The organism is Octadecabacter sp. B2R22, assembly GCF_018861045.1.
Taxonomy (GTDB): domain Bacteria; phylum Pseudomonadota; class Alphaproteobacteria; order Rhodobacterales; family Rhodobacteraceae; genus Octadecabacter.
Window position 1 is genome coordinate 624,613 of sequence record NZ_JAHKQJ010000010.1, and the last position, 24,651, is coordinate 649,263.

The 24,651-nt window shown below is 57.0% G+C and carries 21 protein-coding genes; 15 read left to right on the forward strand and 6 right to left on the reverse strand.

What is annotated here, in order from left to right:
• Positions 1-41 precede the first annotated feature (41 nt).
• Complete coding sequence (locus tag KO486_RS15975; protein ID WP_216038266.1) at positions 42-809, forward strand: NAD kinase; 768 nt, start codon at positions 42-44, stop codon at positions 807-809.
• Here the strand turns inward: KO486_RS15975 and KO486_RS15980 are convergent.
• The 3 genes from KO486_RS15980 to KO486_RS15990 form a co-directional block, all read right to left on the reverse strand.
• Positions 806-1,483, reverse strand: coding sequence for a hypothetical protein (locus KO486_RS15980; RefSeq protein ID WP_216038267.1), 678 nt, complete (start codon positions 1,481-1,483; stop codon positions 806-808). The genes KO486_RS15975 and KO486_RS15980 overlap by 4 nt on opposite strands.
• Positions 1,473-3,362 (reverse strand): propionate-CoA ligase PrpE, encoded by a 1,890-nt coding sequence (gene prpE / locus KO486_RS15985; protein WP_216038268.1) that lies wholly within the window; start codon positions 3,360-3,362, stop codon positions 1,473-1,475. Before prpE ends, KO486_RS15980 begins: the two co-directional genes overlap by 11 nt.
• Before the next feature lie 213 nt (positions 3,363-3,575).
• Positions 3,576-3,971, reverse strand: a complete 396-nt coding sequence (locus KO486_RS15990) for a hypothetical protein (RefSeq protein WP_216038269.1) — start codon at positions 3,969-3,971, stop codon at positions 3,576-3,578.
• Positions 3,972-4,128: 157 nt separating this feature from the next.
• Between KO486_RS15990 and KO486_RS15995 the strand changes: the two genes are divergently transcribed.
• Positions 4,129-4,482: a hypothetical protein gene (locus KO486_RS15995; protein ID WP_216038270.1), complete on the forward strand. Its 354-nt coding sequence runs from the start codon at positions 4,129-4,131 to the stop codon at positions 4,480-4,482.
• 3 nt (positions 4,483-4,485) lie between these two features.
• Here the strand turns inward: KO486_RS15995 and KO486_RS16000 are convergent, their stop codons facing one another.
• A complete protein-coding gene (locus KO486_RS16000; protein ID WP_216038271.1) occupies positions 4,486-6,780 on the reverse strand; it encodes an NADP-dependent malic enzyme in 2,295 nt (764 codons plus the stop codon).
• Positions 6,781-6,921: 141 nt separating this feature from the next.
• On the opposite strand from KO486_RS16000, the gene KO486_RS16005 reads away from it, so the two are divergent.
• From KO486_RS16005 to KO486_RS16035, 7 genes are all read left to right on the forward strand, one after another.
• A complete protein-coding gene (locus KO486_RS16005) occupies positions 6,922-8,010 on the forward strand; it encodes a cupin domain-containing protein (protein ID WP_216038272.1) in 1,089 nt (362 codons plus the stop codon).
• A 2-nt stretch (positions 8,011-8,012) separates the two neighbouring features.
• Complete coding sequence (locus KO486_RS16010; RefSeq protein WP_354667500.1) at positions 8,013-8,450, forward strand: cytidine deaminase; 438 nt, start codon at positions 8,013-8,015, stop codon at positions 8,448-8,450.
• Between the two features lies 1 nt (position 8,451).
• Positions 8,452-9,756, forward strand: coding sequence for a thymidine phosphorylase (locus KO486_RS16015; RefSeq protein ID WP_216038274.1), 1,305 nt, complete (start codon positions 8,452-8,454; stop codon positions 9,754-9,756).
• Positions 9,753-10,955 carry a phosphopentomutase gene (locus KO486_RS16020; protein ID WP_216038275.1) on the forward strand — a complete coding sequence of 401 codons (1,203 nt, stop codon included), beginning with the start codon at positions 9,753-9,755 and terminating at the stop codon, positions 10,953-10,955. The genes KO486_RS16015 and KO486_RS16020 overlap by 4 nt, the downstream gene beginning before the upstream one ends.
• A complete protein-coding gene (locus KO486_RS16025) occupies positions 10,952-11,938 on the forward strand; it encodes an adenosine deaminase (RefSeq protein ID WP_216038276.1) in 987 nt (328 codons plus the stop codon). The genes KO486_RS16020 and KO486_RS16025 overlap by 4 nt, the downstream gene beginning before the upstream one ends.
• Positions 11,935-12,573 (forward strand): uracil phosphoribosyltransferase, encoded by a 639-nt coding sequence (gene upp / locus KO486_RS16030; RefSeq protein ID WP_216038277.1) that lies wholly within the window; start codon positions 11,935-11,937, stop codon positions 12,571-12,573. The genes KO486_RS16025 and upp overlap by 4 nt, the downstream gene beginning before the upstream one ends.
• A 67-nt stretch (positions 12,574-12,640) precedes the next feature.
• The gene (locus tag KO486_RS16035; protein ID WP_252734843.1) at positions 12,641-14,284 is read left to right on the forward strand and encodes an SPOR domain-containing protein; all 1,644 of its coding nucleotides are present in this window, start codon (positions 12,641-12,643) and stop codon (positions 14,282-14,284) included.
• A 64-nt stretch (positions 14,285-14,348) separates the two neighbouring features.
• Here the strand turns inward: KO486_RS16035 and KO486_RS16040 are convergent, their stop codons facing one another.
• Positions 14,349-15,368, reverse strand: coding sequence for a hypothetical protein (locus tag KO486_RS16040; protein WP_216038278.1), 1,020 nt, complete (start codon positions 15,366-15,368; stop codon positions 14,349-14,351).
• A 189-nt stretch (positions 15,369-15,557) separates the two neighbouring features.
• Between KO486_RS16040 and KO486_RS16045 the strand changes: the two genes are divergently transcribed.
• On the forward strand, positions 15,558-17,372 hold the full coding sequence (locus KO486_RS16045) for a BCCT family transporter (protein WP_216038279.1): 1,815 nt from the start codon (positions 15,558-15,560) through the stop codon (positions 17,370-17,372).
• Positions 17,373-17,475: 103 nt separating this feature from the next.
• Positions 17,476-18,252: a 2OG-Fe(II) oxygenase gene (locus KO486_RS16050; RefSeq protein ID WP_216038280.1), complete on the forward strand. Its 777-nt coding sequence runs from the start codon at positions 17,476-17,478 to the stop codon at positions 18,250-18,252.
• Between the two features lie 5 nt (positions 18,253-18,257).
• Here the strand turns inward: KO486_RS16050 and KO486_RS16055 are convergent, their stop codons facing one another.
• The gene (locus tag KO486_RS16055) at positions 18,258-19,877 is read right to left on the reverse strand and encodes an AMP-binding protein (protein ID WP_216038281.1); all 1,620 of its coding nucleotides are present in this window, start codon (positions 19,875-19,877) and stop codon (positions 18,258-18,260) included.
• A 140-nt stretch (positions 19,878-20,017) separates the two neighbouring features.
• Here KO486_RS16055 and KO486_RS16060 point away from each other — a divergent pair, with 140 nt between their 5' ends.
• The 4 genes from KO486_RS16060 (at position 20,018) to KO486_RS16075 (ending at position 24,601) form a co-directional block, all read left to right on the forward strand.
• Entirely contained in the window at positions 20,018-20,917 is a 900-nt protein-coding gene (locus KO486_RS16060) for a DMT family transporter (RefSeq protein WP_216038282.1), read from the forward strand.
• Positions 20,914-21,579 (forward strand): sulfotransferase family 2 domain-containing protein, encoded by a 666-nt coding sequence (locus KO486_RS16065; RefSeq protein WP_216038283.1) that lies wholly within the window; start codon positions 20,914-20,916, stop codon positions 21,577-21,579. Before KO486_RS16060 ends, KO486_RS16065 begins: the two co-directional genes overlap by 4 nt.
• A gap of 188 nt (positions 21,580-21,767) precedes the next feature.
• Positions 21,768-22,421 (forward strand): Hint domain-containing protein, encoded by a 654-nt coding sequence (locus KO486_RS16070; protein ID WP_216038284.1) that lies wholly within the window; start codon positions 21,768-21,770, stop codon positions 22,419-22,421.
• 254 nt (positions 22,422-22,675) lie between these two features.
• Entirely contained in the window at positions 22,676-24,601 is a 1,926-nt protein-coding gene (locus KO486_RS16075) for a PhoX family phosphatase (RefSeq protein ID WP_216038285.1), read from the forward strand.
• The last annotated feature ends 50 nt before the right edge of the window (positions 24,602-24,651 follow it).

A 24,651-nucleotide genomic window follows, 5' to 3' on the forward strand; every position in this document is an offset into this window, starting at 1 on the left:
GGGCGCAGGGGACATTGGGGTGATTGAATAGAGGATGCGCTATGGCCGCCGAAACCAAGCTAGCTTTTGTGGCCAGTGATGCGCCAATTGCACAAGATGCCAAGACAGCGCTGGTGGCGCAATATGGCGGCGTAGACGTTGATGATGCCGATATTATCGTGGCCTTGGGCGGTGACGGTTTCATGTTGCAAACGTTGCATGGCACGCAGCACTTGCCCGCACCTGTCTACGGGATGAACCGTGGCACGGTCGGCTTCTTGATGAACGAGTACTCCGAGGACGGATTGCGGGATCGTTTGGCCGCCGCCGAAGAGGAAACCATCAACCCGCTGCATATGTTGGCGACCTGCGTAGATGGGACCGAACACAAAGCGCTGGCCATCAACGAGGTGTCTTTGCTGCGTGCGGGGCCACAAGCGGCCAAGCTCCGTATCCATGTTGATGGCCGTTTGCGGATGGAAGAACTCGTCTGTGATGGTGCGTTGCTGTCAACGCCTGCGGGCTCCACCGCCTATAACTATTCCGCCCATGGGCCGATCGTGCCGATTGGGTCTGAGGTTTTGGCGCTGACAGCTGTGGCCCCGTTTCGGCCCCGTCGCTGGCGCGGTGCGCTGCTGCCCAAAGCCGCGCGGGTGACGTTTGAAGTCACCAACCCCGAAAAGCGCCCCGTGCATGCGGATGCGGATGGGGTGTCGGTCAAGAACGTGGCCTCGGTTGATGTCTGGTCTGCTCCCGAAATCGAACACCGCATCCTCTTTGACCCCGGTCATGGCCTCGAAGAGCGACTGATCCGCGAACAGTTCGCCTAAGCGCGGCGCAGATCGTCCGGCCCCAGTGACGCTGCATGATTTGGGCTGCCCACCCGCAACTGAAGCCGAAACGCGCCTGTTTCATCTCGTTCTAAGAAATCGAGCACGCTGTTAAACTCCGCCACCTGATCCGCCACCGCTTGGTTGTGCGGTGCGAAGTCCTGATCGGCCACCACGGCAGGCGTTTCGGACTGATAGATCACGATCGTGGTTGTTTCCCCCGCCTCCAGTAGCGGCGCATTGGGGGAGGGATCAAGAAGCACCCCATCCAGATGGTTTCCGCCCAAGGCAGGGCGGCCAGAATGGTTGGTGTAGATCAGCGACAGTTCCGTGTGCAAGGGCCCCAGCGGCTGGCGTCCCGCATTGGAAAGATCGGCAAGGATTGTGACCTCGCCCAGCCTGTCCCGTTCGATGCGAAGGGCAGGGGCCACGCGCAGCCCGTCAATCGTTGCGGCTGGGTTGTAAAGCCCACTGCGAAACTGTTTGGGCCTGTCGCGCCCCACCGACGGGCGGCGCGGTCTGAGCTTGTCATAGGCTATAGCAACAACGACCACCGCAGCGCAGGCAAGGAGGACGTAACTCATCCCATTCTCCATCTTGGATACGGACAGGCCGATGGCAAACAGGACGCCGAACCCAACAAAGAACCGCCACCGTTTGGTACTATTTTGCATAACCCATCGGGATCAGCGCCTCTTTAATCTCGTCCAGAATGGCAGGATCATCGATTGTGGCTGGCATCTTGTACTCTGCGCTGTCGGCGATTTTCACCATGATCCCACGCAGGATTTTGCCTGACCGCGTTTTGGGCAAACGATCAACGACCGTACACAGTTTGAACGCCGCCACAGGGCCAATCTTTTCGCGAACGAGCTTAACACAGCCTTTGATGACATCCTCATGGCTGGTTGTCGTGCCGTTGTTGAGGCAGACAAACCCCATGGGCAATTGCCCCTTGAGTTGATCCGTCACGCCGATCACAGCGCATTCGGCAACGTCAGGGTGCGCGGCGAGGACTTCTTCCATGGCGCCGGTGCTCAACCGGTGGCCTGCGACGTTAATCACGTCATCGGTACGTGCCATGATGTAAAGATAACCGTCATCATCGATCATGCCCGCATCGCCGGTCTCATAATAGCCAGGGAAAGTGTTCAGATAGCTTGATCTGTACCGATCTTCGGCGTTCCACAACGTCGGCAGCGTACCCGGAGGCAGTGGCAGTTTGATCGCAATCGCGCCCAGCTCACCTGCGGGCATCTTGTGACCTTCATCGTCCAGAATATCGATCTCGAAACCAGGCAGTGGCACAGACGGGCTGCCAAGTTTGACGTCCATCAGCTCGATGCCGACAGGGTTACAGACACCGGGGTAGCCCAGTTCTGTTTGCCACCAGTGGTCGATGATCGGCTTTTTCAAATGATCCTGCGCCCAGATGATCGTGTCAGGGTCAGCGCGCTCACCGGCCAAGAATACCTGCCCAAGGCAGCTGAGGTCATATTTTTTAACGAACTCACCAGTCGGGTCTTCACGTTTTACCGCGCGGAAGGCCGTTGGGGCGGTGAAGAAGCTTTTGACGTTGTGCTCTTCGATGACGCGCCAGAATGTGCCGGCGTCGGGCGTGCCGACGGGCTTGCCTTCAAAAACAATCGTCGTGTTGCCGTGGATCAAAGGCCCGTAGCAGATATAGCTGTGGCCCACGACCCAACCAACATCGGACGCGGCCCACCACACGTCACCGGGTTCGACGTTGTAGATGTTTTTCATGGTCCAATTCAGCGCGACCAGATGGCCCGCTGTGTGGCGCACAACGCCCTTTGGCGCGCCAGTGGTGCCAGATGTGTAAAGGATATAGGCAGGGTGGTTGCCTTCGACCGGAACACATTCCGCAGGCTCAACCCCGTATTGGAAACCGTGCCAGTTAAAGTCACGCCCTTCGATCAGTTCCGCGACTTCTTGTTCGCGCTGCAAGATAACGCAGAAGTCTGGCTTATGGGTCGCCAGCTCGATAGCGCCGTCCAGCAGTGGCTTGTAGTGCACCACGCGGCCCGGCTCCAAGCCGCAAGACGCGGCGATGATTGCTTTTGGTGTGGCGTCATCAATCCGCACGGCCAATTCGTTGGCTGCAAATCCACCAAACACGACTGAGTGCACAGCACCGAGACGCGCACAGGCCAACATGGCCTCAAGCGCTTCCGGAACCATCGGCATATAGATGATAACGCGGTCACCCTTTTCGACACCCTTGGCGCGCAACGCCCCCGCAAGGTTTGCAACGCGATTGCGCAGCTCAACGTATGAGATTTCCCGTTTGGTGTGGGTGATCGGGCTGTCAAAGATAATGGCCGTCTGCTCTCCCCGACCGTTTTCAACGTGACGGTCCACGGCGTTGTAGCAGCCGTTCACTTTGGCATCGGCATACCATTCATAAAGGGGGGCATCGGCATCGAACAAAGCCTTGCTCGGGGGCTTAACCCAGTCAATTGCCTCAGCGGCATTCATCCAAAATGCTTCCGGATCATCCTGCCAGTTTTTGTAAACTTCTTCGTATGACATAGTGTGCCTCCCCTTGCTTTGCATAGGGATAGGCTGCTGGGGGGGCTTGGGGCAAGCCTGTTAGCGCCGCGAGTGAGGGCGGGTTAGCAAAATGTCGCAGCTAGGTGCCGCAAAGTTTGCAAAGTCATTTATTTGACGGGATGTTGCTAAGCTGCGCGTGACAGCTTGCAAAGTTGCGAAGTTTTTTGGCCGCCGTAGCGACTCGGTTCGCGCCTAGAGAGGCGCGAGCGTTCCCGTCGCGAGCCGTTGCGTGCCGCCACGCGTGTCATAGATTGTAAAATGGTTTCCCGTTGTCACAACGATATTGCGGCACGAGAATCGGTTCGGGTCTGAGCGGAATGGGAAACACAGCCCTTGGGTTTCGACTTTCCAGCGCAGGTGCGCGACTTCGCCGTCCTCATAAGAGAGCACCACAGTTCCATCAGGGTTCAATTCTGCGCGGGTCGGCATGCCCATCGACGCATCAATGGGGCGTATCGCCATGACCTGACCACTTAATCGAGCCTCAAGCGCGTCCCCTGTCAAAGGATCGCCCCCGCTTACAGGTTCCATACAGGCTGTGAGCGACATCGTTGTGACGGCAGCAAGTGCAAGTGCGATACGGGGCATAAATTATCCAACTGGTTGTGCGGCAACTTTAGCGGCACATCCCCAGCCTGCAAGCGCAACCACATAATGGCGGTTAAGAAAGAGGCGGCAAGGGCTTGCTGTGGCGGCATTATTTCGTCACGCTCAGGAAAGCATCAAACCCGAAAAGGCCGTTGTTATGTTTCGTTTCCCTCTGTGCGCCGCTCTTGCTTTAGGTCTTGCGGGGTGCATGGCGCCCAGCTCAAAAGAGGTTGGAACTGATCTGGTAAACACGCGCGCTGTTTTCCCGCCGATTGATCCTGATAGCGGCCCGTTGGTGTTCGAATTCTATCCTGACGGCAAAGGCTTGTTCGCACTGAACGAAGAGGCAAATCGTGGGCAGGAGCCGTTTACATGGCACATCGACGCCGGCGAACTTTGCATCGAGATCGAGGGCCTCTCGGACGACTGCACCCCGATGACGCTGCAGGGCAACAGGATCTCCCTGCAACCCGGACCGAGACCACTACGAGGAACGATAACCCCGCTCTAAACCCTAGCCATAGTGCTTTACGGGAGTGCCGGCGATGGCCGCCATGTTCAGCAATCCGCGTGCGGTGATGGACGGCGTCACAATATGCGCGCGGTTGCCCATGCCCATCAAGATCGGGCCAACCTCTAACCCGCCTCCCTTCATTTTCAGGATGTTACGCACACCGCTGGCCGCATCTGCATGGCCAAAGATCAGCACATTGGCAGGGCCCTTCATGCGCCCGTTGGGCAGCAAGCGATCCCGCAGTTCCGGATCGAGGGCGGCGTCAACGTTCATCTCGCCCTCATAGGTGAAATCCACCTTTTGGGCGTCCAGGATCTCCATCGCAGCGCGGATACGCTGCCCCGTATCGCAGTCCAGATTGCCGAATTGCGACTGCGCACAAAAAGCAACTTTTGGCTGCAATCCGAACCGTTTGACGTGGCGGGCCGCACCGATGGCCGTCTGGGCGATCTGTTCGCCTGTGGGTTCGGAATGCACGTGTGTGTCGGCGATAAACAGGGGGCCATCCTCAAGGATCATCATGCTGAGCGCGCCCTGAACCTTATGGTTCTCGCCCAAAACCTGTTTCACGTAATCAAGATGCCAACGGAATTGACCGAACGTGCCGCAAATCAGGCTATCTGCCTCTCCGCGTTGAACCATCACAGCGCCAATGGCGGTGGTATTGGTACGCATCACCGCACGGGCAATATCAGGCGTAACCCCGTTGCGCGCCCGCAGGCTGTGATAGGTTTCCCAGTAATCACGATAACGCGGGTCGTTTTCCGGGTTCACGATGTCGAGGTTGTTAATATCAATCTCAAGCCCCGCACGTTCCGCGCGGGCCGCGATCACATCAGGACGGCCAATTAAGATCGGCGTCTCTGTGGTCTCTTCCAAGATCGCTTGGCTTGCCCGCAGAACACGTTCGTCTTCGCCTTCAGAAAAGACAATCCGGCGGGTCTCTTTGGCGGCGGCTTCAAACACGGGGCGCATCAACAGTGCGGATTTGAACACCGAGGCATCCAACGTCGCTTTGTAGTCATCCAAATCAACAGGCCGCGTCGCCACGCCGGTTTCCATCGCCGCCTTGGCCACCGCAGAGGCGACAACCCCCATGAGGCGCGGATCAAACGGTTTCGGGATCAGGTACTCTGGGCCAAATGTCATCTGTTCGCCCTGATACGCTGCCGCCGCTTCAGCAGAGGTCGTGGCACGGGCCAGTGCGGCAATCCCTTCGACGCAGCCGATCTGCATGGCGTCGTTAATCTCGGTCGCGCCGACATCCAATGCGCCGCGGAAGATAAACGGGAAACACAGCACGTTGTTGACTTGGTTGGGGAAATCGCTGCGCCCTGTGGCCATGATCGCGTCGGGCGCGACGCTGCGCGCATCATCGGGCGTGATTTCGGGGTTCGGATTGGCCAGCGCAAAAACGATCGGGGCCTTGGTCATCTTGGCGACCATTTCGGGTTTCAATACGCCGGGGCCAGACAGACCAAGGAACATGTCCGCGCCCTCAATCACATCGTCCAGCGTCGCGGGGGTAGTGCCTTGGGCGTACTCCGCTTTTTGCGGTGTCATGTCCTTTTCGCGGCCCTCGTAGACCAGCCCTTCGATGTCGCACAGCCAGACGTTTTCGCGCCTTACGCCCAGTTTCAGCAGCATGTTGAGGCATGCAATTCCCGCAGCCCCACCACCTGTGCTGACGATCTTGATGTCTTCAAACTTCTTACCCGACACTTGCAACGCATTGGTCGCGGCAGCGCCGACAACAATCGCTGTTCCGTGCTGATCGTCATGAAAAACTGGGATGTTCATCCGTTCACGGCAAAGCTTTTCAACGATAAAACAGTCAGGTGCTTTGATGTCTTCAAGATTGATCGCGCCAAACGTAGGTTCTAGCGCGCAAACGATATCTGCCAGTTTTTCGGGGTCGGGTTCGTTCACCTCAATGTCAAAGCAGTCGATGTTGGCGAACTTCTTGAACAGGACCGCCTTGCCCTCCATCACGGGCTTACTTGCCAGAGCCCCAATGTTGCCAAGCCCCAGAACGGCCGTGCCATTGGTGACAACCGCCACCAGATTGCCGCGCGCGGTGTAATCGCCTGCTGTGGCGGCGTCCTCTTTGATCTCAAGGCAGGCCTCAGCCACGCCCGGCGAATAGGCCCGCGCCAAGTCCCGGCCATTGGCCATCGGTTTGGTCGCACGGATCTCCAGCTTCCCGGGTTTTGGATACTTGTGATACTGCAGTGCCGCTTGGCGCAAGGCTTCTTTATGGGCGTCTTTAGGCGGAGTTTTGGGTGTATCAGTCATCGGTTTCCCGTTCGATTGAGAGGTATTCAGAAATTAGTTTAACGTTAAACTATCTTGCTGACGTTAAGGAAGTTCTATTTCCCCTATAGTCCGAAGGCGCACTCTCTTGCAAATCGGAAAGCGGGGCCGCAAATTGACCAAATGATAAATAATCCTGACATCCGCGCTGAGGTTTGCCTGCCAACGAAAGCATTGACTGCTGACATTGGTTTTTTCACCAAGACCTTAAAGATGCGTATGGATAGCATTTATCCCGCCGATGATCCGTCTGTCGCTGTGTTTTCCGGCCATGGATTGCGCGTGCGTTTGGATGGATCACAGGAGGGAGCTTCGGGCCATCTGCGGATTCTGACGGATGATGCGACGTTCGCAGATCGCCGGACCCTGACATCGCCAGGGGGAACGACCGTTGAAATTGACGAACTCAACCCGCCGCTGCATTTGCCGCAAACAGACCACGCCTTTGTGGTGCGACGTTTGGCAGATCAGGCACCTTGGGTTATCGGCCGTGCAGGCATGCATTACCGCGATTTGATCCCGTCCCGTTTGGGTGGGTCCATCATCGCCAGCCACATCCGTATTCCAGACGGCGGCCCTGTGCCCGACATGGTGCACTATCATAAGGTCGGGTTTCAGCTGATCTTTTGTTATCGTGGCTGGGTTGATGTGGTCTACGAGGATCAGGGCGGTCCAATCCGCCTGCATGCGGGCGATTGCTTTATCCAGCCACCAGAAATTCGCCACCGCGTCCTTGAGGCATCAGACGGGATCGAGGTGATTGAAGTTGGCGTGCCTGCAGAACATGTCACTGAAATCGAACATGAAATGACCCTGCCGACCCCGCATCTGCGCCCCGATCGCGAATGGCAGGGGCAAAAATTCGTGCACAACATTGGCAAAGATGCACAGTGGCAGCCCTTTCGACTGCCCGGGTTTGTCGCGCGGGATACTACGATCAATAAGGCTACGAAATCCGTTGCGGGCGTACAGGTCGTGCGCCGCGGGGACGGGCCCCCTCAGTGGGCCACCCACGATGCGGACATCCATTTCACCTTTGTCATGGAGGGCGCGATGACCTTAGAAGGCGAAGGCAAAGACCCTTACCGTCTTGAAGCTGGCGATGCTTTCGTTATCCCGCCTCAGATGGCGACCCGATACAGTGATCCGACCGATGACCTTGAACTGCTTGAAGTTTCGCTGGCCGGAGAATTCACAACGACTTTGGCTTGAAACTGGATCGCAACAGGCTCACGCTGCATAAAAAAGGAGCTGCCAAAATGTCCCTTATAGATGATGCCCGTAAGGTGCGTGAAAACGCCTATGCGCCCTATTCGAACTTTGCCGTCGGGGCGGCGATCAAAACAGTAGATGGCACTATTTACAAAGGCATAAACGTTGAAAATGTCGCCTATCCAGAAGGCACCTGTGCCGAAGCGGGGGCCATTGCCGCCATGTGTGCAGCGGGTGAGCGCCAGATTGCAGAAGTAGCCGTGATCGCCGATGCGCCCGCGCCTGTGCCGCCTTGCGGCGGGTGCCGACAGAAAATCGCTGAATTTGCAGGGCCTGATGTGGTTGTGACTATGGCGACGATGGATGGCAAAACTTTGCAGATGACTGTGGCCGATCTATTGCCGGGACGCTTTACCGCAGATCACATGGCAAATTCCTAAGATGGATGCGCGCGCAATCATTGCCAAAGTGCGGCGGGGCATCGCCCCCAGCACCGAAGAAATTAAATGGTTCGCCAATGGTCTTGCCACGCGGGCCGTTTCTGATGCTCAGGCGGGGGCATTTGCGATGGCCGTTTGTCTAAAAGGGCTGAGCGAAGAAGGTCGCGTTGCGCTGACCTGCGGGATGCGAGACAGCGGCGACGTGATGAAATGGGATTTGCCGGGGCCAGTGCTGGATAAACATTCCACAGGCGGGGTCGGGGACCCTGTTTCGCTCATCCTCGCACCAGCTCTAGCGGCCTGTGATGTCTTTGTTCCAATGGTTTCGGGGCGCGGCCTCGGCCACACAGGTGGTACGCTGGATAAGCTCGAAAGCATTCTCGGTCTCAACACGGCACTCACGCCTGCGGAGTTTCGCCAGGTGACCCGTGATGTGGGCTGTGCCATCGTCAGTGCGACCCGCACGATCGCACCGGCCGATAAACGTTTATATGCCATTCGGGACGTTACTGCGACAGTAGAGAGTGTTGATTTGATCTGCGCGTCGATCTTGTCCAAAAAACTGGCGGCGGGGCTCGACGGGCTTGTGCTGGATGTCAAAGCGGGCAGCGGCGCCTTTATGAAGACGCCTGATGAGGCCGCGGTTCTTGCTCGGGCGTTGGTTTCAACGGCGAATGGTGCGGGCACACCGACGGCGGCGTTCATCACTGACATGTCACAGCCCCTCGCGCCCAGTCTTGGTAACGCACTTGAGGTTGCCACCTGTCTTGAGGTCCTTTCGGGCAATCGCGCCGCGGCACCGCGGCTGCATGATCTGACGGTTGCACTCTGCGCGCGCGTCTTGGCGCTGTCGGGTCATTCCGAGGGTGAGGCCGAAGAACGTGTGACGGCGGCCATTTCGTCGGGCCACGCGATGGTGTGTTTCGCTGCTATGATACGCGCTATGGGCGGCCCACCAGATATCGCCGAAGACTGGCACACACATTTGCCCAAAGCCCCTGTTGTCGGGGATGTGCCTGCGCCAAGTTCGGGGATGATCACGGCCATTGATGGTGAAGCGCTTGGTCTTGCCGTCGTGCAAATGGGTGGTGGACGGCAGGTCGAAAGTGATCGTATTGATCCGCGCGTCGGGCTTTCCGATGTGTTGCCCTTGGGCACTAAGGTGAGCCGTGGCGACCCCCTCGTAACGATCCACGCCGCCGACGAAGAGAGTGCCGAGGCCGCCGCGCGGACTGTTCAGAACGCCATTACTATCGGGCAAGCTGTTGAAGCGCCCGACCTTATCCTTGAAAGGATCGAACAATGACGCGCGCCTTTTTGATCGTAATTGACAGCGTTGGCATTGGCGGCGCGCCAGATGCTGCACAGTTCTTTAACGGCGATGTTCCCGATACGGGTGCAAACACTCTTGGCCACATCGCGCAGGCGTGTGCCGCAGGGCAGGCCGAAGACAGCCGCAGCGGACCTCTCCAAATTCCAAACCTCAACGCACTTGGCGCGGGGGCGGCAATCAAGAATGCCTCAGGGTTGGATCTTGGATGGCCCGCACCCACTGGAGCCCATGCCAACGCGGTGGAAATCAGCATGGGCAAGGACACGCCGTCAGGTCATTGGGAATTGGCGGGTGTGCCAGTGCCATGGGACTGGCACACCTTCCCGAACCAGACGCCCGCTTTTCCGCAGGCCGTATCGGATCGCATCAATGAACTGGCCGGAACCGACGGCATCCTTGCCAATTGCCACGCCTCTGGCACTCAAGTGATCGAAGACTTTGGCGATGAACACGTCCGAACAGGCAAGCCGATTTGCTATACGTCTGTGGACAGTGTTCTTCAGATCGCAGCCCACGAAGACCACTTCGGGCTAGATCGCCTTTTGCAGCTGTGCGAGGATTTGTCGCCCATGCTGCACGACATGAAAGTCGGTCGCGTGATCGCGCGTCCGTTTGTGGGTGAAAGCGGCAATTATCAACGCACTTTAAATCGGCATGACTATGCCATTGCCCCGCCATCGCCGACCTTGTGTGATTGGGTTCATGCGGCAGGAAAATCCGTGCAAGCGATTGGTAAAATTGGCGATATCTTCTCCATGCGCGGCATTGACGAGGTCCGAAAGGGCGCTGACGCGACATTGATGGATCACTTGTCTGATCTCGCCGACGACGCACCAGATGGCGGGTTTGTCTTTGCCAACCTCGTCGAATTCGACAGCCTTTATGGTCATCGCCGTGATGTGTCTGGCTATGCGCGCCACCTTGAATGGTTTGATGCCGAACTCGGGAAACTGCTCCCTAAATTGCGAGACGGAGACCTGCTTTGTGTCACAGCCGATCATGGCAATGATCCGACATGGGTTGGCACCGATCACACCCGCGAACAGGTGCCCGTTCTTATTCACGGGGCAGGGTCCCGCGACCTTGGCCAGATCGCATTCGTTGATGTCGCCGCGAGCATTGCCGCCCACCTTGGTGTGCCGCCTCAAGGCACCGGAAAGAGTTTCTTATGACTTACAAATCTATGCCGAAAGTAGAACTACATACGCACATTGAAGGCTGCGCGCCGCCTGCGTTTATTCGTGGGCTCGCCAAGGAAAAATCGCTTGATATCAGCGGGATATTCAACCCAGATGGCACCTATGCCTATCGTGATTTCAATCACTTCCTTGAGGTCTACGAGGCCGCATGCACGACTTTGCAAGGCCCACAGGACTTCTACCGTTTGACCAAGGCCATTCTTGAGGAAAGCGCATCGCACGGTGTCGTCTATCAAGAGACGTTCATCTCGCCGGACTTCTGCGGCGGTGGTGATGTGTCCGCATGGCGCGAATATCTTGGTGCCATCCAGATGGCTGCGGATGAGGCTGACCGCGATTTGGGGATCACATTGAAATGTGTGGCGACCTGTGTGCGACACTTTGGGGCCGAGAAAGCCAAAGCCGCCGCCAAATGTGCGGCCGAAACCAAGGGTGATTTTGTGACGGGGTTCGGGATGGGCGGCGCTGAAACTTTCGGGACGCCAGCTGATTTTGCCTATGCTTATGATATGGCGCGCGAAGCGGGGTTGGAATTGACATGCCATGCTGGCGAATGGGGCGGCCCAGAGATGATCGCAGCCACACTTCGCGACCTTAAGGTCACGCGCATTGGTCACGGTGTAGACGCCATCAAAGACCCTGCCTTGATGCAGCAGATCATCGACACCGATGTCGTGCTAGAGGTCTGCCCCGGATCAAACGTGTTCTTGCAGGCCACGGGCGGTTGGTCTGAACATCCGATCCAACGCCTGCGCGATGCAGGTGTTAAGGTCACTGTTTCGACAGATGATCCGCCTTTCTTCGGGACAACGATGACCCGCGAATTCGACATGCTTTCCCAGACTTTTGGTTGGGATGAGGATGATTTCAAAGCCGTCAACGAAACCGCCCTCGCGGCGGCATTCTGTGACGATGCCACCCGCTCTAAAATTGCCAAACGATTGGAAACCGCATGACTGACCTGCCGCACCTTACCCATGTCAAACACCCGCTGGTGCAGCACAAGCTGACCCTGATGCGGGACAAAGACACATCGACTGCCGTGTTCCGCCAGCTGTTGCGTGAGATTAGCCAACTGCTCGCCTATGAGGTGACACGCGAACTGCCGATGACAACCAAGCGCATCGATACCCCGATGGAGCCGATGGATGCGCCAACCCTTGAGGGTCGCAAGCTCGCGCTTATTTCGATTTTGCGAGCAGGCAATGGGTTGTTGGACGGAATGCTGGAACTTATCCCGTCAGCGCGTGTCGGCTTTGTTGGGCTTTACCGCGACGAAGAGACACTGCAGCCCGTGCAGTACTACTTCAAGGTGCCAGAGAAAATGGACGAGCGTATGGTTATTGCCGTCGACCCTATGTTGGCGACTGGAAATTCCTCTATCGCTGCGATTGATTTGCTGAAGAAATCAGGCGCAAAAAACATCCGGTTCTTGTGTTTGTTGGCCTCCCCTGAAGGGATTGCAGCAATGAAGGCCGCACATCCGGACGTGCCGATTGTGACTGCGTCGGTAGATAGTCACTTGAATGACAATGGATATATTGTGCCGGGACTAGGGGATGCGGGTGACCGCATGTTTGGCACAAAATAAAGGGGACAATCTCTTTACAAATTAGCGATTGTTGGGCATTCTTCTACAATATCTTGTGGGGGCACCAATGTCTAATACTCGCCAGCGGTTTGGTTTACTTTCGACAGTCGCGGTTACCGCGACACTTTTGATGGGAACGGCGAGCGCGCAGTCATTGCGCAGTGCGCAGCCTCCAGCAGAGTTGCCGCCATCGTCGTTTACGGCCAATCAATTCGTCGACAGCCGAGGCTGTGTTTTTGTACGCGCTGGCATTGGCGGCACGACGCAGTGGGTTCCGCGTGTGTCCCGTACGCGCGATCAACTTTGTGGGTTCCAGCCGTCGCTCTCTGGCGGAACAACAGTTGCCGCCGCGCCGGAACCAGTGCCCGCACCAACGCCAGAGCCAACGCAAGTTGCCAGCGCACCGGCACCGGCACCTGCGCCGATCCCAACATCAGAACCTGCGCCTGTTGTGCAGGCTGCTGCTCCGGCGCCCGCGCCTGTCACACGTGTTACGCCAACCGTGACGAGCACACCGCCGCGACCTGCCGTAATCGCAAGCCCGTCACCCCGCGTGATTACGGCTCCGGCTCCAACGCCGCAGCCACGTATCCTGACCAAAGCCGAGGCTTGCGCCGGCCTGACTGGCATCCAGCAAAACATGATCAGCCAGCGCACGGGTGAACCAATCGATTGCGGCGGCGCGCCTGCTGCTGCGCAGGTCGCATCTGTGGCGCCGAGTGTTCAGCAACCGGCAGCTCCAACACCTGCAACCCAAACGTCACGCCTTACGCGCCAGCAGGCCTGTGCGGACATGGCGGCCACGGGGCGCAGTTATGTCAGTGCGGTAACTGGTTTGCCAATCACCTGCGCCCAAACGAGGACACCTGGTCAAGGTTTGACGCAATTGCGTGCTGATTTGGCCTTGCCACAGCAACCCTATTCAAACCCGTTGGACGCAGCCCCGGGGTCGACGTTCGTGGGGATGACCCGTCCCGTTGCGACAGCGCGTGCAAACACACGGCCTTATTCTAACCCACTCGATTCAGCACCGGGCTCGACCTTTGTCCCCGGTGTAAACACCCAGCTTTCATCGACTTGCGGGACAGAACTTGGCGGTCTTACGCCAGGCTGTAGTTCTGCGGTGCAAACGCCAACTGGTTCATCTCGTGCCACGACAACGCGTGCGGCGACGGTTACGCGGGCGCAGTCTTCGCAAGGGTTCCTGAATGGCATTTTGGGCCGTACCCCGCCGCCATATTCCAACCCGACCACCGCTTACGCGCTTCCAAGCCCGACTGTTCCTGATGGCTATGAGCGTGTTTGGAGTGACGGTCGCTTGAACACCCAGCGTGGCATTCCAGTCAACCAGATGACGCGCAGCCCGTCCGATTACACCAACTATGCGCGCTACGCGCAGGCCCCTGTTGTGCAGCCGACGGCATCGGCCGCGACCACGACACGCGCCGTTGCACCACAACCGCAGCGCGCCGAGCAGATCAGCGGACACCGCTATGTGCAGGTCGGCACTTATGGCACACGCAACGAAGCACAGGCGATCGCACGGTCTTTGCGCTCACGCGGATTGCCAATGCGGGTTGGCGTGTTCAATCAGAATGGCCGCGAAATGCGCATCGTTCTGGCAGGTCCGTTCGCCAATGACAGCCAACTGCAAAACGCCCTAGGCACAACGCGCGGCGCGGGGTTCTCCAGCGCTTTCACTCGCCGCTAATTCCCAGTTCTCCCGAGGAGGGGCCCCGCAATCGAGCGCGGGGTCTCTTCTTGTTCGGGGTGGGTTAGCCGCAAATCCCTTGCAAGCTAATCCACTCGGCATCGCTAAGGAGCGTCTCATCGCTGCGCCCTTGCATCGGGTCTGCTTCGATAAGGCCAAGAGTGCTTTCGCCAGTTACATCGAGACTATAGGCAAAGGGCGTGCTTGGGATCTGGGCAGCTTGGAACAAGGTCAACAATTCCGCGTCGTCCGCACGCGACGGAGGGTTGGTGAACAAGGTTTCCGCATACGTCTTTAGGGTTTCGCCATCGATCTCGCCTGTGGTCAGCAAGGTGAATGTCGTGCCGATGCCGCTTTCTTTCAAAAGCGCCGCAAGCGGGTCGACCGCGCGAGCTTGTGCCGTCGCTGCAAAAATATGTCCCGCCACGACCGCAGGGTCTTCTGTGTCTTCCACCAGATCGCGGTTCATCACGATCAGTCCGCCCGGCAGGTAGATCGCTGAGTCTGGACCAGAGGGCACCACAAGGGCTTGCCCACCGGCATCTTGCCCCAAAGCACGGGTATAAAGTTTCCCCATCGCCTGCGTGCCCAATGTACTGCGGCAGGTTTGCCCCGTGACGCGTTGAATATGGCCCAACAAGGTCGCGCCAATTTGGCTGCGCTGCACGGGTGGGACAACGCTTTGTGCTTGTCGGATCAATGCATCTGGCAACCAAAATATCGCCAACGCCCCAAGTCCACAGGCGGTCATCAGCAGGCCGACGCTGCGCACCCGCCCCGGTCTGCTGCGGCGTTTCTTGACAGTGGTGCGGACCTTTTCCATGGCGTCGATCATAAAATCGTCACTGATTTCCAAGGTTTCTGTCGCGTCAATTGCTGGTGTGAACAATGCGGGTCGTTCACCTGCATTCAGCCGTTCAACTGCGGGAAGGGACCAATGGGTCAGAGCGCGACCGGCATTGTCAGAAATAATGACTGTGGCCTTGCCGAAGGACACAGTCACCTCGCGGCGTTGCGCATCGGGGTCAGGACGCCAAAGTCCGCCGCTTTCTAGCCGTTCAAAATCCGTTAATGCCGTTGTCATCTTGGGGCCTGCTCTGCCTCCGCTTTGCGCAATTCTAACGCGAAGCTGGATAAATTAATAGCCGTTTATGGACCATCAAGTGACGTTGATTGTTTCTGAGATCGGTCGAACCTGTGCTAAAGTGTCGCAGGCGCACGAGGAGGTGCGCTTGCAATGAACGGGCGAAATCGCCCGAAAGAGAGGGACAAAATGGCACCTAAGGCACCATTCACGGATCTTGAGATCCCCAAACAGGACGGGGGATTTTATCATGGATACAGTCTTCCGATCGCACTGATATCAAAAGGCCTTATGGTCGCGCTTGTGCTCTGGGCGTTGTTCTGGCCAGTGACAGCTGGCAATACGCTCGACAGTTGGAACTGGTCGCTGCTGCTCGGATTTAACACATTCTACATCATTTCAGTTGGTGCGTTTGCCTTCTTTCTAATCATTTTGGCGATATTGCCGATTGGTAAAAAGAAACTCGGGGCACCGGGCGAAGCCCCCGAGTTCTCCAACTTCTCGTGGTTTTCGATGATGTTTGGCGCTGGTTTGGGTGTCGGTTTGATGGTCTTCGCGACCGCCGAACCCTTGGGCCTGTGGGGGTCAAATCCACTGACAGTATCGGGAGAGGTTACTGCTAATTCACCGGAAGCAGTGCAAAGTGCGTATCGTTACACCTTTTTGCATTACGGTTTGCACGCATGGGCGATCTACGTGGTGACTGGACTGTCGTTGGCCTACTACGCTTATACGCGTGACATGCCGCTAACGATCCGATCTGCGCTGACGCCGCTCTTGGGCCGTGCAGCGAATGGGTTCATCGGCCATGTCGTTGATGTGCTTGGGGTTGTTGCAACGATCCTTGGTGTTTCTGTCACCATTGGGTTTGGCGTTAGCCAATTTATCGACGGGGTTTACGCGGTCACCGGAATGGAATGGCTGATGGGGCCCGCTGAAGGTGATACGCCGCCAGCGCCATCTACCGTTGGCCTTTTGGCAGGTCTTCTTGTCATCATGTTTCTGTCGATCTTGTCGGCGGTTTCAGGTGTTGGACGAGGCATCAAATACCTGTCCAACCTCAACCTTGTGTTGTCTGTCATCCTGCTTTTGACATTTGTGATCTTCGGGTCGTTCATGTTTGCGATGACGACGTATGGAACGGCGCTGGTGGACTATATCCTGAACTTCTTCAGTTTGTCGTTTGGCGCGGCGGGAGCCTTGTCGGCCGATGCATACGCAGCAGCACTTCCAGCCGAGGCCGCAGGCCAAGCCGAAGCGTTATTTGGTGGCGCAACCAATGCATGGGGATCGTTCGACGGGTTCGTTGGCGGCCTCGAAGGAGAGGCCGCAGCGCTTCCACCTGAAACCTTGGCCGCTGCCTATGACGCGGGCAATCAGGGTCGTCAGTTCGGGTGGCAGTCTGGTTGGACAACGTTCTACTGGGCGTGGTGGATTGCGTTTTCGCCATTCGTCGGCTTGTTCCTTGCGCGGATTTCACGCGGTCGCACTGTGCGTGAATTCATCCTTGGCTGTGTGATTGCACCGTCTTTGGTGTGTTTCGCTTGGATGACCATATTGGGTGGCACGGCCATCGATCTGGAACTGGCAGGTGCCGCAGAAGGTGCGATCATCGGGGCGTCCAACACGAACAAATTGTTTGTTACGCTTAGCTACATGATCTCTGGCGGGTTCCTGACGGCTATCACCATCATGTGTGTGGTTCTGATTATGACCTTCCTCGTGACCTCGGCGGACTCGGGCATCCTCGTGATGAACACGATCATGTCTGGTGGCGAACAAGAGACGGGCATCAAGCACCGTATCATCTGGGGCATCATCCTGACCTTGGTGATTGGTTCACTGTTGGTCGCGGGTGGGCTCAGTACCACAGGCAATCCGTTCGATGCGCTTCAAGATGCGATGATCATCGGGGCGCTGCCCTTTACGATTGTCATGGTCTTGATGGTGATCGCTCTGATTAAGGCGATGTACAACGATACGCGCCGTGCCAAAGCCGACTAACGGCTAAGAGACGAAGTTGGGCGCCGCATTTTCTATGCGCCGCCCAACTTGCATCCACCGCACTGCGGAGTCATGGTCCGAAGACACAGCCTAAGGACCTCCCATGCAGCTTTCAGATATCGTCGACCTTGCGCGCTACCCATTGGACGAGGCTTTTGGCGCAAGCTGTACAGCCACTCTGGACCGCGATGGTGTGTTGGTCTTGCCTGACTTTATTCAAGCCGACGCTTTGAAACTGCTGCAGGACGAAAGCCGCGCAGGACAAAAGGACGCCTATTTCTGTGCGCAAGATCACTCGGTCTACCTGACCCCACCCAATAGCGACTTTGCGCCCGATCACCCTGCGAACCTGCAGGTCGTGTCGTCAAAAGGCTGTATTTGCGACGATAGGGTTGCCGCGCAGTCCCCGCTGCGGTTGCTTTACGATCACGACAGCTTTCGCGATTTTGTGAAACGCACGACCGGCCAGCCGGAACTTCACGCCTACGCCGACCCGTTGTCCTCGATCAACATTCACTACGCCAAACGCGGCCAAGAACTCGGCTGGCATTTCGACAACTCGTCGTTCGCCATCACCCTGCTGATTGAAAAGCCCGACGCCGGAAGCCGCTTTGAATACATTAAAGATCTGCGCGATGCGGATGCAGGTGATATGAACTACGACGCTGTGGGCGATCTTCTCGCTGGCCGCACGCAGCCAGACGTGCTGGAGATGGACCCCGGTGCGCTTGTGCTGTTTCGCGGCCGCAACTCCATCCACCGTGTGTCACCAAACGAAAGCGACAAAACCCGCATGCTGGCCGTATTGGCTTACAACGACACCGCAGGTGTCGAGCTGTCAGAAAGTGCGCGCATGACGTTTTACGGGCGCTTGGCCTAACCGCGTTACTTGAACGTTTTCCGCAGCTCGAACTTCTGAATTTTGCCGGTCGATGTCTTGGGCAACTCGCCAAACACCACCTTCTTGGGGCATTTGAACCCTGCCAAACGTTCGCGGGTAAAGGCAATTAGGGTCGCCTCGTCGCTTGCGTGGCCTTCTTTGAGTTCCACAAAGGCACAAGGCACTTCGCCCCATTTGTCATCCGGCATAGCGACCACAGCGCAAAGCATCACGTCAGGATGCCCCATCAAAGCGCCCTCAACCTCAACAGAGGAGATGTTCTCGCCGCCCGAGATGATGATATCCTTAGCGCGATCCGAGATTTGCATCCAACCGTCGGGGTGCTGCACGGCAATATCCTCAGAGTGAAAATAACCACCCTTAAACGCTTTGGCCGTGGCTTTGGGGTTTTTGAGGTATCCCTTCATCACCGAATTACCACGGATCATGATCTGGCCTTGGGTCGCCCCGTCCATCGGCACTTGCTGCATGTCGTCATCCAGAACGGTGATGTCTTCCATTTGGGGCAGGGCGACGCCTTGGCGCGCTTTGATTGCCGCCTGTTCGTCCTCAGGCAAAGCATCCCAGTCTTCGTTCCAAAGGCATTCGGTGACGTGGCCGTAGGTTTCGGTAAGCCCGTACACCTGCTGCACGTTGAAGCCGAGCTTCCCAATGGCATCCAGTGTCGACGGGGCAGGTGGGGCGCCAGCGGTGAAGACCTCGACCGTGTGGTCGAACGGGCGCACGTCTTCGGGTTTGGCGTTCACCAAAAGGTTCAACACAATGGGCGCGCCGCCGAAATGAGTGATCCCTTCATCCGCAATCGCATCATAGATCGCGGCAGCCGTAACATCGCGGCAACACACAACAGTGCCGCCGATCATCGGCATCATCCACGTGTGGTTCCAGCCGTTGCAGTGAAACAACGGCACGATGGTCAAATAACGCGGATGCAAGGTCATGCGCCACGTGATCGGCGTCCCCGTTGTCATCAAGTACGCGCCACGGTGATGGCACACCACGCCCTTTGGGCGACCCGTCGTGCCGCTGGTGTAGTTCAGTGAAATGCTTTCCCACTCATCCTCTGGCATCATCCATTGGAAATTCGGGTCACCAGCATCAAGGAATGTCTCGTAATCGATCTGCTCACCGATCTCTGGCACGCCAGCGACGGGGTCGGGGACTTCGACGACCAAGGGTGCTTCGCCCTCCATCTGCTCAATCGCCTGCATGCAGACCGGAAGGAACTGGCTGTCACACAGAACCACCTTGGCTTCGCCGTGATCAAAAATGTAGGCGATGGTGTCGACGTCCAGCCGGATGTTGATGGTGTTTAGAACCGCGCCGCAGGCAGGCACACCAAAATGCGCTTCGGCTTGGGCGGGGATATTGGGGAGCAGAGTCGCTACCACATCACCGGGTTGAACGCCGGCCATCGAGAGGGCGGATGCCAGCTGGCTAACACGGGCATGATATTGGGCGTAAGTCCGGCGGATGTCGCCGTAGACCAATGCCTCATGGTCTGTGAAAACCTTAGCCGCACGTGCCAAATGGCTTAGCGGTGTTAGCGGCACATAATTGGCGGCACATTTGTCCAGCCCTGTTTCGTCTCTCATCCATCCCATTCGCTGTTCCTCCCAGACGCGATAGACCACCAGAATGTCGCAGTTTTTTGGAATGATAAACTCCCAATGCGGCGTATTGGTCGTTTTTAGACGGGCAGGGGGCAACCGTTTTCGGGACAAGGCCCCAAAGGACCCCTTTGATGCAAACCATCCAACCGAAATTGTCGATGATCTGCACGTTGTGCGGAATGTTTGTGTTGGGGGTTACGGACAACCTTGTACCATTGATCTCGCAGATCAGCAGCCTGTGGCTATTTCAACTCGCGCGGTCGGCTGCCGTCGTGCCGATGTTGATCGTTCTGACACTGCTGGGCCTTGGGACACTGCGCGCAAACCGACCGCGCTGGGTGCTGGCGCGTAATTTTTTCACGGGCAGTGCGTTGCTCATCTATTTCGGCTGTCTTGCTATACTTCCGATTGGCGTTGTTGTGGCGGGGATGTTCACGGCTCCGATCTTTGTTTTGCTTCTGTCAGTTCTATTTCGTGGCGAGAAAGTTGGCATTTGGCGTTGGGCATCGGTTGCCGTCGGCTTTGTTGGGGCTGTTATGGTCGTTTGGCCAGAGGATGGGGCACTCACGGCGCTGTCCTTCGTGCCCATCATTGCAGGGGTGTTCTACGCCATTGGCGCAGTCGGCACGCGGGACTGGTGCGAAGGCGAAAGCGTGTTGGTCATGACTCTGGCCTATTTCGCAATTCTAGGCATCTACGGAGCGATTGGAATGATCGCGCTGACCCTTTGGCCTTTGGACCTACCACAAGACGGTGTTGGCTGGTTGTATCTGGGCTGGGTGCCCATGACACCCACGGTGGTCTGGGTTACAGTGGCGCAAGCAGTGGGCAGCTTGATTGGTGTTGGCCTGCTGACCCGTGGCTATCAACTGGGCGAGGCCTCTTACGTGGCGATCAATGAATATTCTCTGATTGTTTTTTCAGCGTCGTTTGCCTGGCTCATCTGGGATCAAACGGTTGGTGTGGTTGCGCTGTTTGGGATGGCGTTGATTATTCTCTCCGGTTCGATCATCGCCGTGAGGTCGAAATGATAATCTCTCGCGGTCGCGGATATATCTTTGTGCACATTCCAAAGACAGGCGGCACGGCAATGGCACTGGCGTTGGAAGGCCGAGCCAAAGCCGACGACATTATGATCGGCGATACGCCAAAAGCCGTGAAGCGTCGCGGAAAGGTAAAGGGTGTTCAAACTGCAGGGCGGCTTTGGAAACATTCCACGCTCGCGGATGCCGAGGGCCTGATCAGTCGTGACGATATGAAAGACCTGTTTACCTTTACGCTGGTGCGCAACCCGTGGGACCGCATGGTCAGTTATTACCACTGGCTGCAAACCCAGACCTTCGACCATCCCGCCGTGACTTTGGCTAAAGCCAAAGGGTTTTCGGGCTTTCTAAATGCGCCACTGACACAGGCCACATTCCGCAAGTCGCCCTATGCGTCCTATATGACGGATGGCGCCGGGGTCGAACATGCGGATCTTTATATCCGGCTGGAAAACCTGAAACAGGACAGTGCGCCACTGATCGACCTTCTGGGGTTTGATCTTGAGATTCCAATCGCCAATGCCAGCGCACGTCCACGCGATTGGCGCGGTTTCTATACAGAATCAGATGCGGAACGTCTGGCGGACCTGTGTTCTCAGGACATCAAACTTCACGGCTATTCCTTCGATCCTGAGGGAACCTGCGGCTAATTGTTTCCGGTTTTCTGGTTAATCAATCGTTAACCAGAACATTTCCCGCAGATCTTATTCAATGCCCCAAACATGCCCTTTTCTGAGCCAAGGTCCGCCTTGGGAATCAACCCAAATGGTTTTGTTGCTACGGACCAAGTCGCTGCCGACTGGTTCGAAAAATAAGAACAAGACATGGGGATGTCACAATGTTTGCTTGGAAAACTACGACTTGGGAAAAAGCTGCTCGTTCAAATGGGGGGACATCTGCCGCACTTCCAAAATTGGACACTCACACAACTGGAATGGTGTCTGGCACCAAGGTTGCGACGAACACTGGATGGGCCAAGGTCGAAACTATTCGCGAGGGTCAGCAGGTTCTGACGTTTGATGGTGGGCTGCAAACAGTCATCGCGGTTACCCGCCACGTCTTGATGGCAGACACAGACACCATCGCAAGCTGGCCAATGGCCGTTCCTGCTGGTGCCCTTGGCAACCACGAAGAGATGACACTGCTGCCACATCAATCCGTCATGATCGAAAGCGACGCTGCTGAAAACATGACAGGCGATCCCTTTGCGGTGATCCCTGCTGCTGCGCTCGAAGGTTACCGTGGCATCACACAGACACGTCCATCTGAATGGGTTGAAGTTATCCAGCTGCATTTTGCTCAAGACGAAATCGTATTCGCCAACATCGGCGCTTTGTTCCTGTGCCACGCACAGACAGACCTGATCTCGGACGCTGCACCATCCGACTATGCCGTTCTGCCAATGGATGTTGCGGAAGACCTCGTTGATTGCCTGATGTTTGAAGACGACGCACGCGCTCCTGTCCGTGCCGTTCAGTACGCTGTCGCCTAATTGGCTGCACCCAGTTACAAACGGGGGCTGACCTCGCTTGTGACCGGTTGGTTCGGGACATCCCCCAGATTGAACGGATCAATCGGGCCCCGTCGTTGGTAACAGCGGCGGGGCGTTTAATTGGCGGGGGCAGGCACCCAGCCGAACACTGAAAATTTCATTAAACCGCAATATCACTATTACAAAACTGTGAACTTCATCTCTCAGAAATGCGCCAGTCAGGACCCGCGTCGGGTCCCAGCAGGAGCACGACAATGTCCCAGATCAATTACGATGAACTGTCTTTTGATGACGAAGATGAACTGAAATTCCCGCGCCCGACCACGCAAGGCTTTGACGATGTGGTTGAAAAGGCGATCTCGCGTCGCGGTTTCCTTGGCGGCGCACTTGCATTCGGCTCTGGCGCAGCGGTGATGGGCACCGGCCTGTTGTCGAGCACGTCAGCGCAGGCGCAACAAACGTCTCGCTTTGCCTTCAACCAGCTTGCGCCGCAAACAGACGGAACCGTGCATGTGCCAGAAGGCTACACATGGGACATCCTCGCACGCTGGGGCGACCCGCTGTTTTCAGATGCGCCTGAATTTGATTCATCCACGGGCATCCCGACCGAAGGATCTGACCGCGTGTTTGGTGAAAACACTGACGGGATGGAATTGTTCCTTGTAGGCGACACAGAGCTTCTCGTTGTGAACTCTGAATATGTGAATGGCGGCATCAACTTGCCAGCTGAACAAGAAGGCAAACCTGTTTCCAGTGATGACGTCATCCGCCTGCAGAACTTCCAAGGCGTGACCGTAATGGAAGTCGCTGAAACAGATGCAGGTTGGGATGTTGTGATCGACAGCCCCTACAACCGCCGCATCCACCACCGCACGCCAATGCAGCTCGACGGTCCGGCTGCGGGTCATGATCTTCTGAAAACCAGCGCCGACCCAACTGGAACCACCTCGCTGGGGACGTTCAACAACTGCGGTTCTGGCCGCACACCGTGGGGCACTTACCTGACATGCGAAGAAAACTTTAACGGCTACTTTGGCACAACCGAAGAGCTGACCCTTGAGGATGCAACCGCCGCTGGATTTGCCCGCTACGGGGTGAATACCGATGTTGATGCGGGCCGTTACAACTACCACGGCTTTGATGCGCGGTTCGACCTCTCAAAAGAACCGAACGAGCCACACCGCGCAGGTTACATCGTCGAAATCGACCCTGCAGACCCAACGTCTACCCCTGTGAAACGCACAGCACTTGGCCGTTTCAAGCACGAAAACGCAGCTTCGGTTGTCGCACCGGATGGCCGCGTGGTTGTCTACATGGGCGACGATGAACGCGGCGAATACATGTACAAATGGGTTAGCCGTGACGTCTACACACCGGGCGGCGATACATCGACATTGCTCACCGAAGGTCAGCTTTATGTCGCCAAGTTCAATGACGACATGACAGGCACATGGATCGCGCTGACGCCAGAAGACACAGGAATGTCCGAGGCGGAGATCGCTATCTTCACGCGGATCGCAGCCACTGAGGTCAGCGCCACCACGATGGACCGCCCTGAATGGATCGCCGTGAACCCCACCGCGATTGAGGCCTACTGCTGCCTCACCAATAACTCTCGCCGTGGCGCAACCAACGACGACGGGTCCTTGCGCACAAACGCAGCGGGCGAACCTATGACGACAAACGCGCCAAACCCGCGTGAGCTGAACAAATACGGTCAAATCCTGCGCTGGCGTCCGCACAACAGCGACCACGCTGCGGCGACGTTTGAATGGGATCTGTATGTGATGGCTGGCAACCCAAGCGTCTACGACGACGGGCTTTATGCGGGCACGGCCAACATCAATGCGGGCAACATGTTCAACTCGCCAGATGGCATGCAAATCGACAGCACTGGTCTGATCTGGATCCAGACAGACGGGGATGACGATAACGAGGGCGATTTCCTTGGCATGGGGAACAACCAGATGCTTGCGGGTGATCCCGTCACTGGTGAGATTCGCCGCTTTCTGACGGGGCCGAATGGGTCCGAGGTAACTGGGCTGACGTGGTCGGCGGATCGTCGCACAATGTTCGTCGGCATCCAGCACCCCGCAGCGCCGTTCCCTGATGGCGAAGGCACATTGCCGCGCTCGTCCATTGTGACGGTTAAACGTGCGGACAATGCATTGGTCGGTTAATCCGATCTTACAAATGCAAACGGCCGCCCCAGATCGGGGCGGCCGTTTTT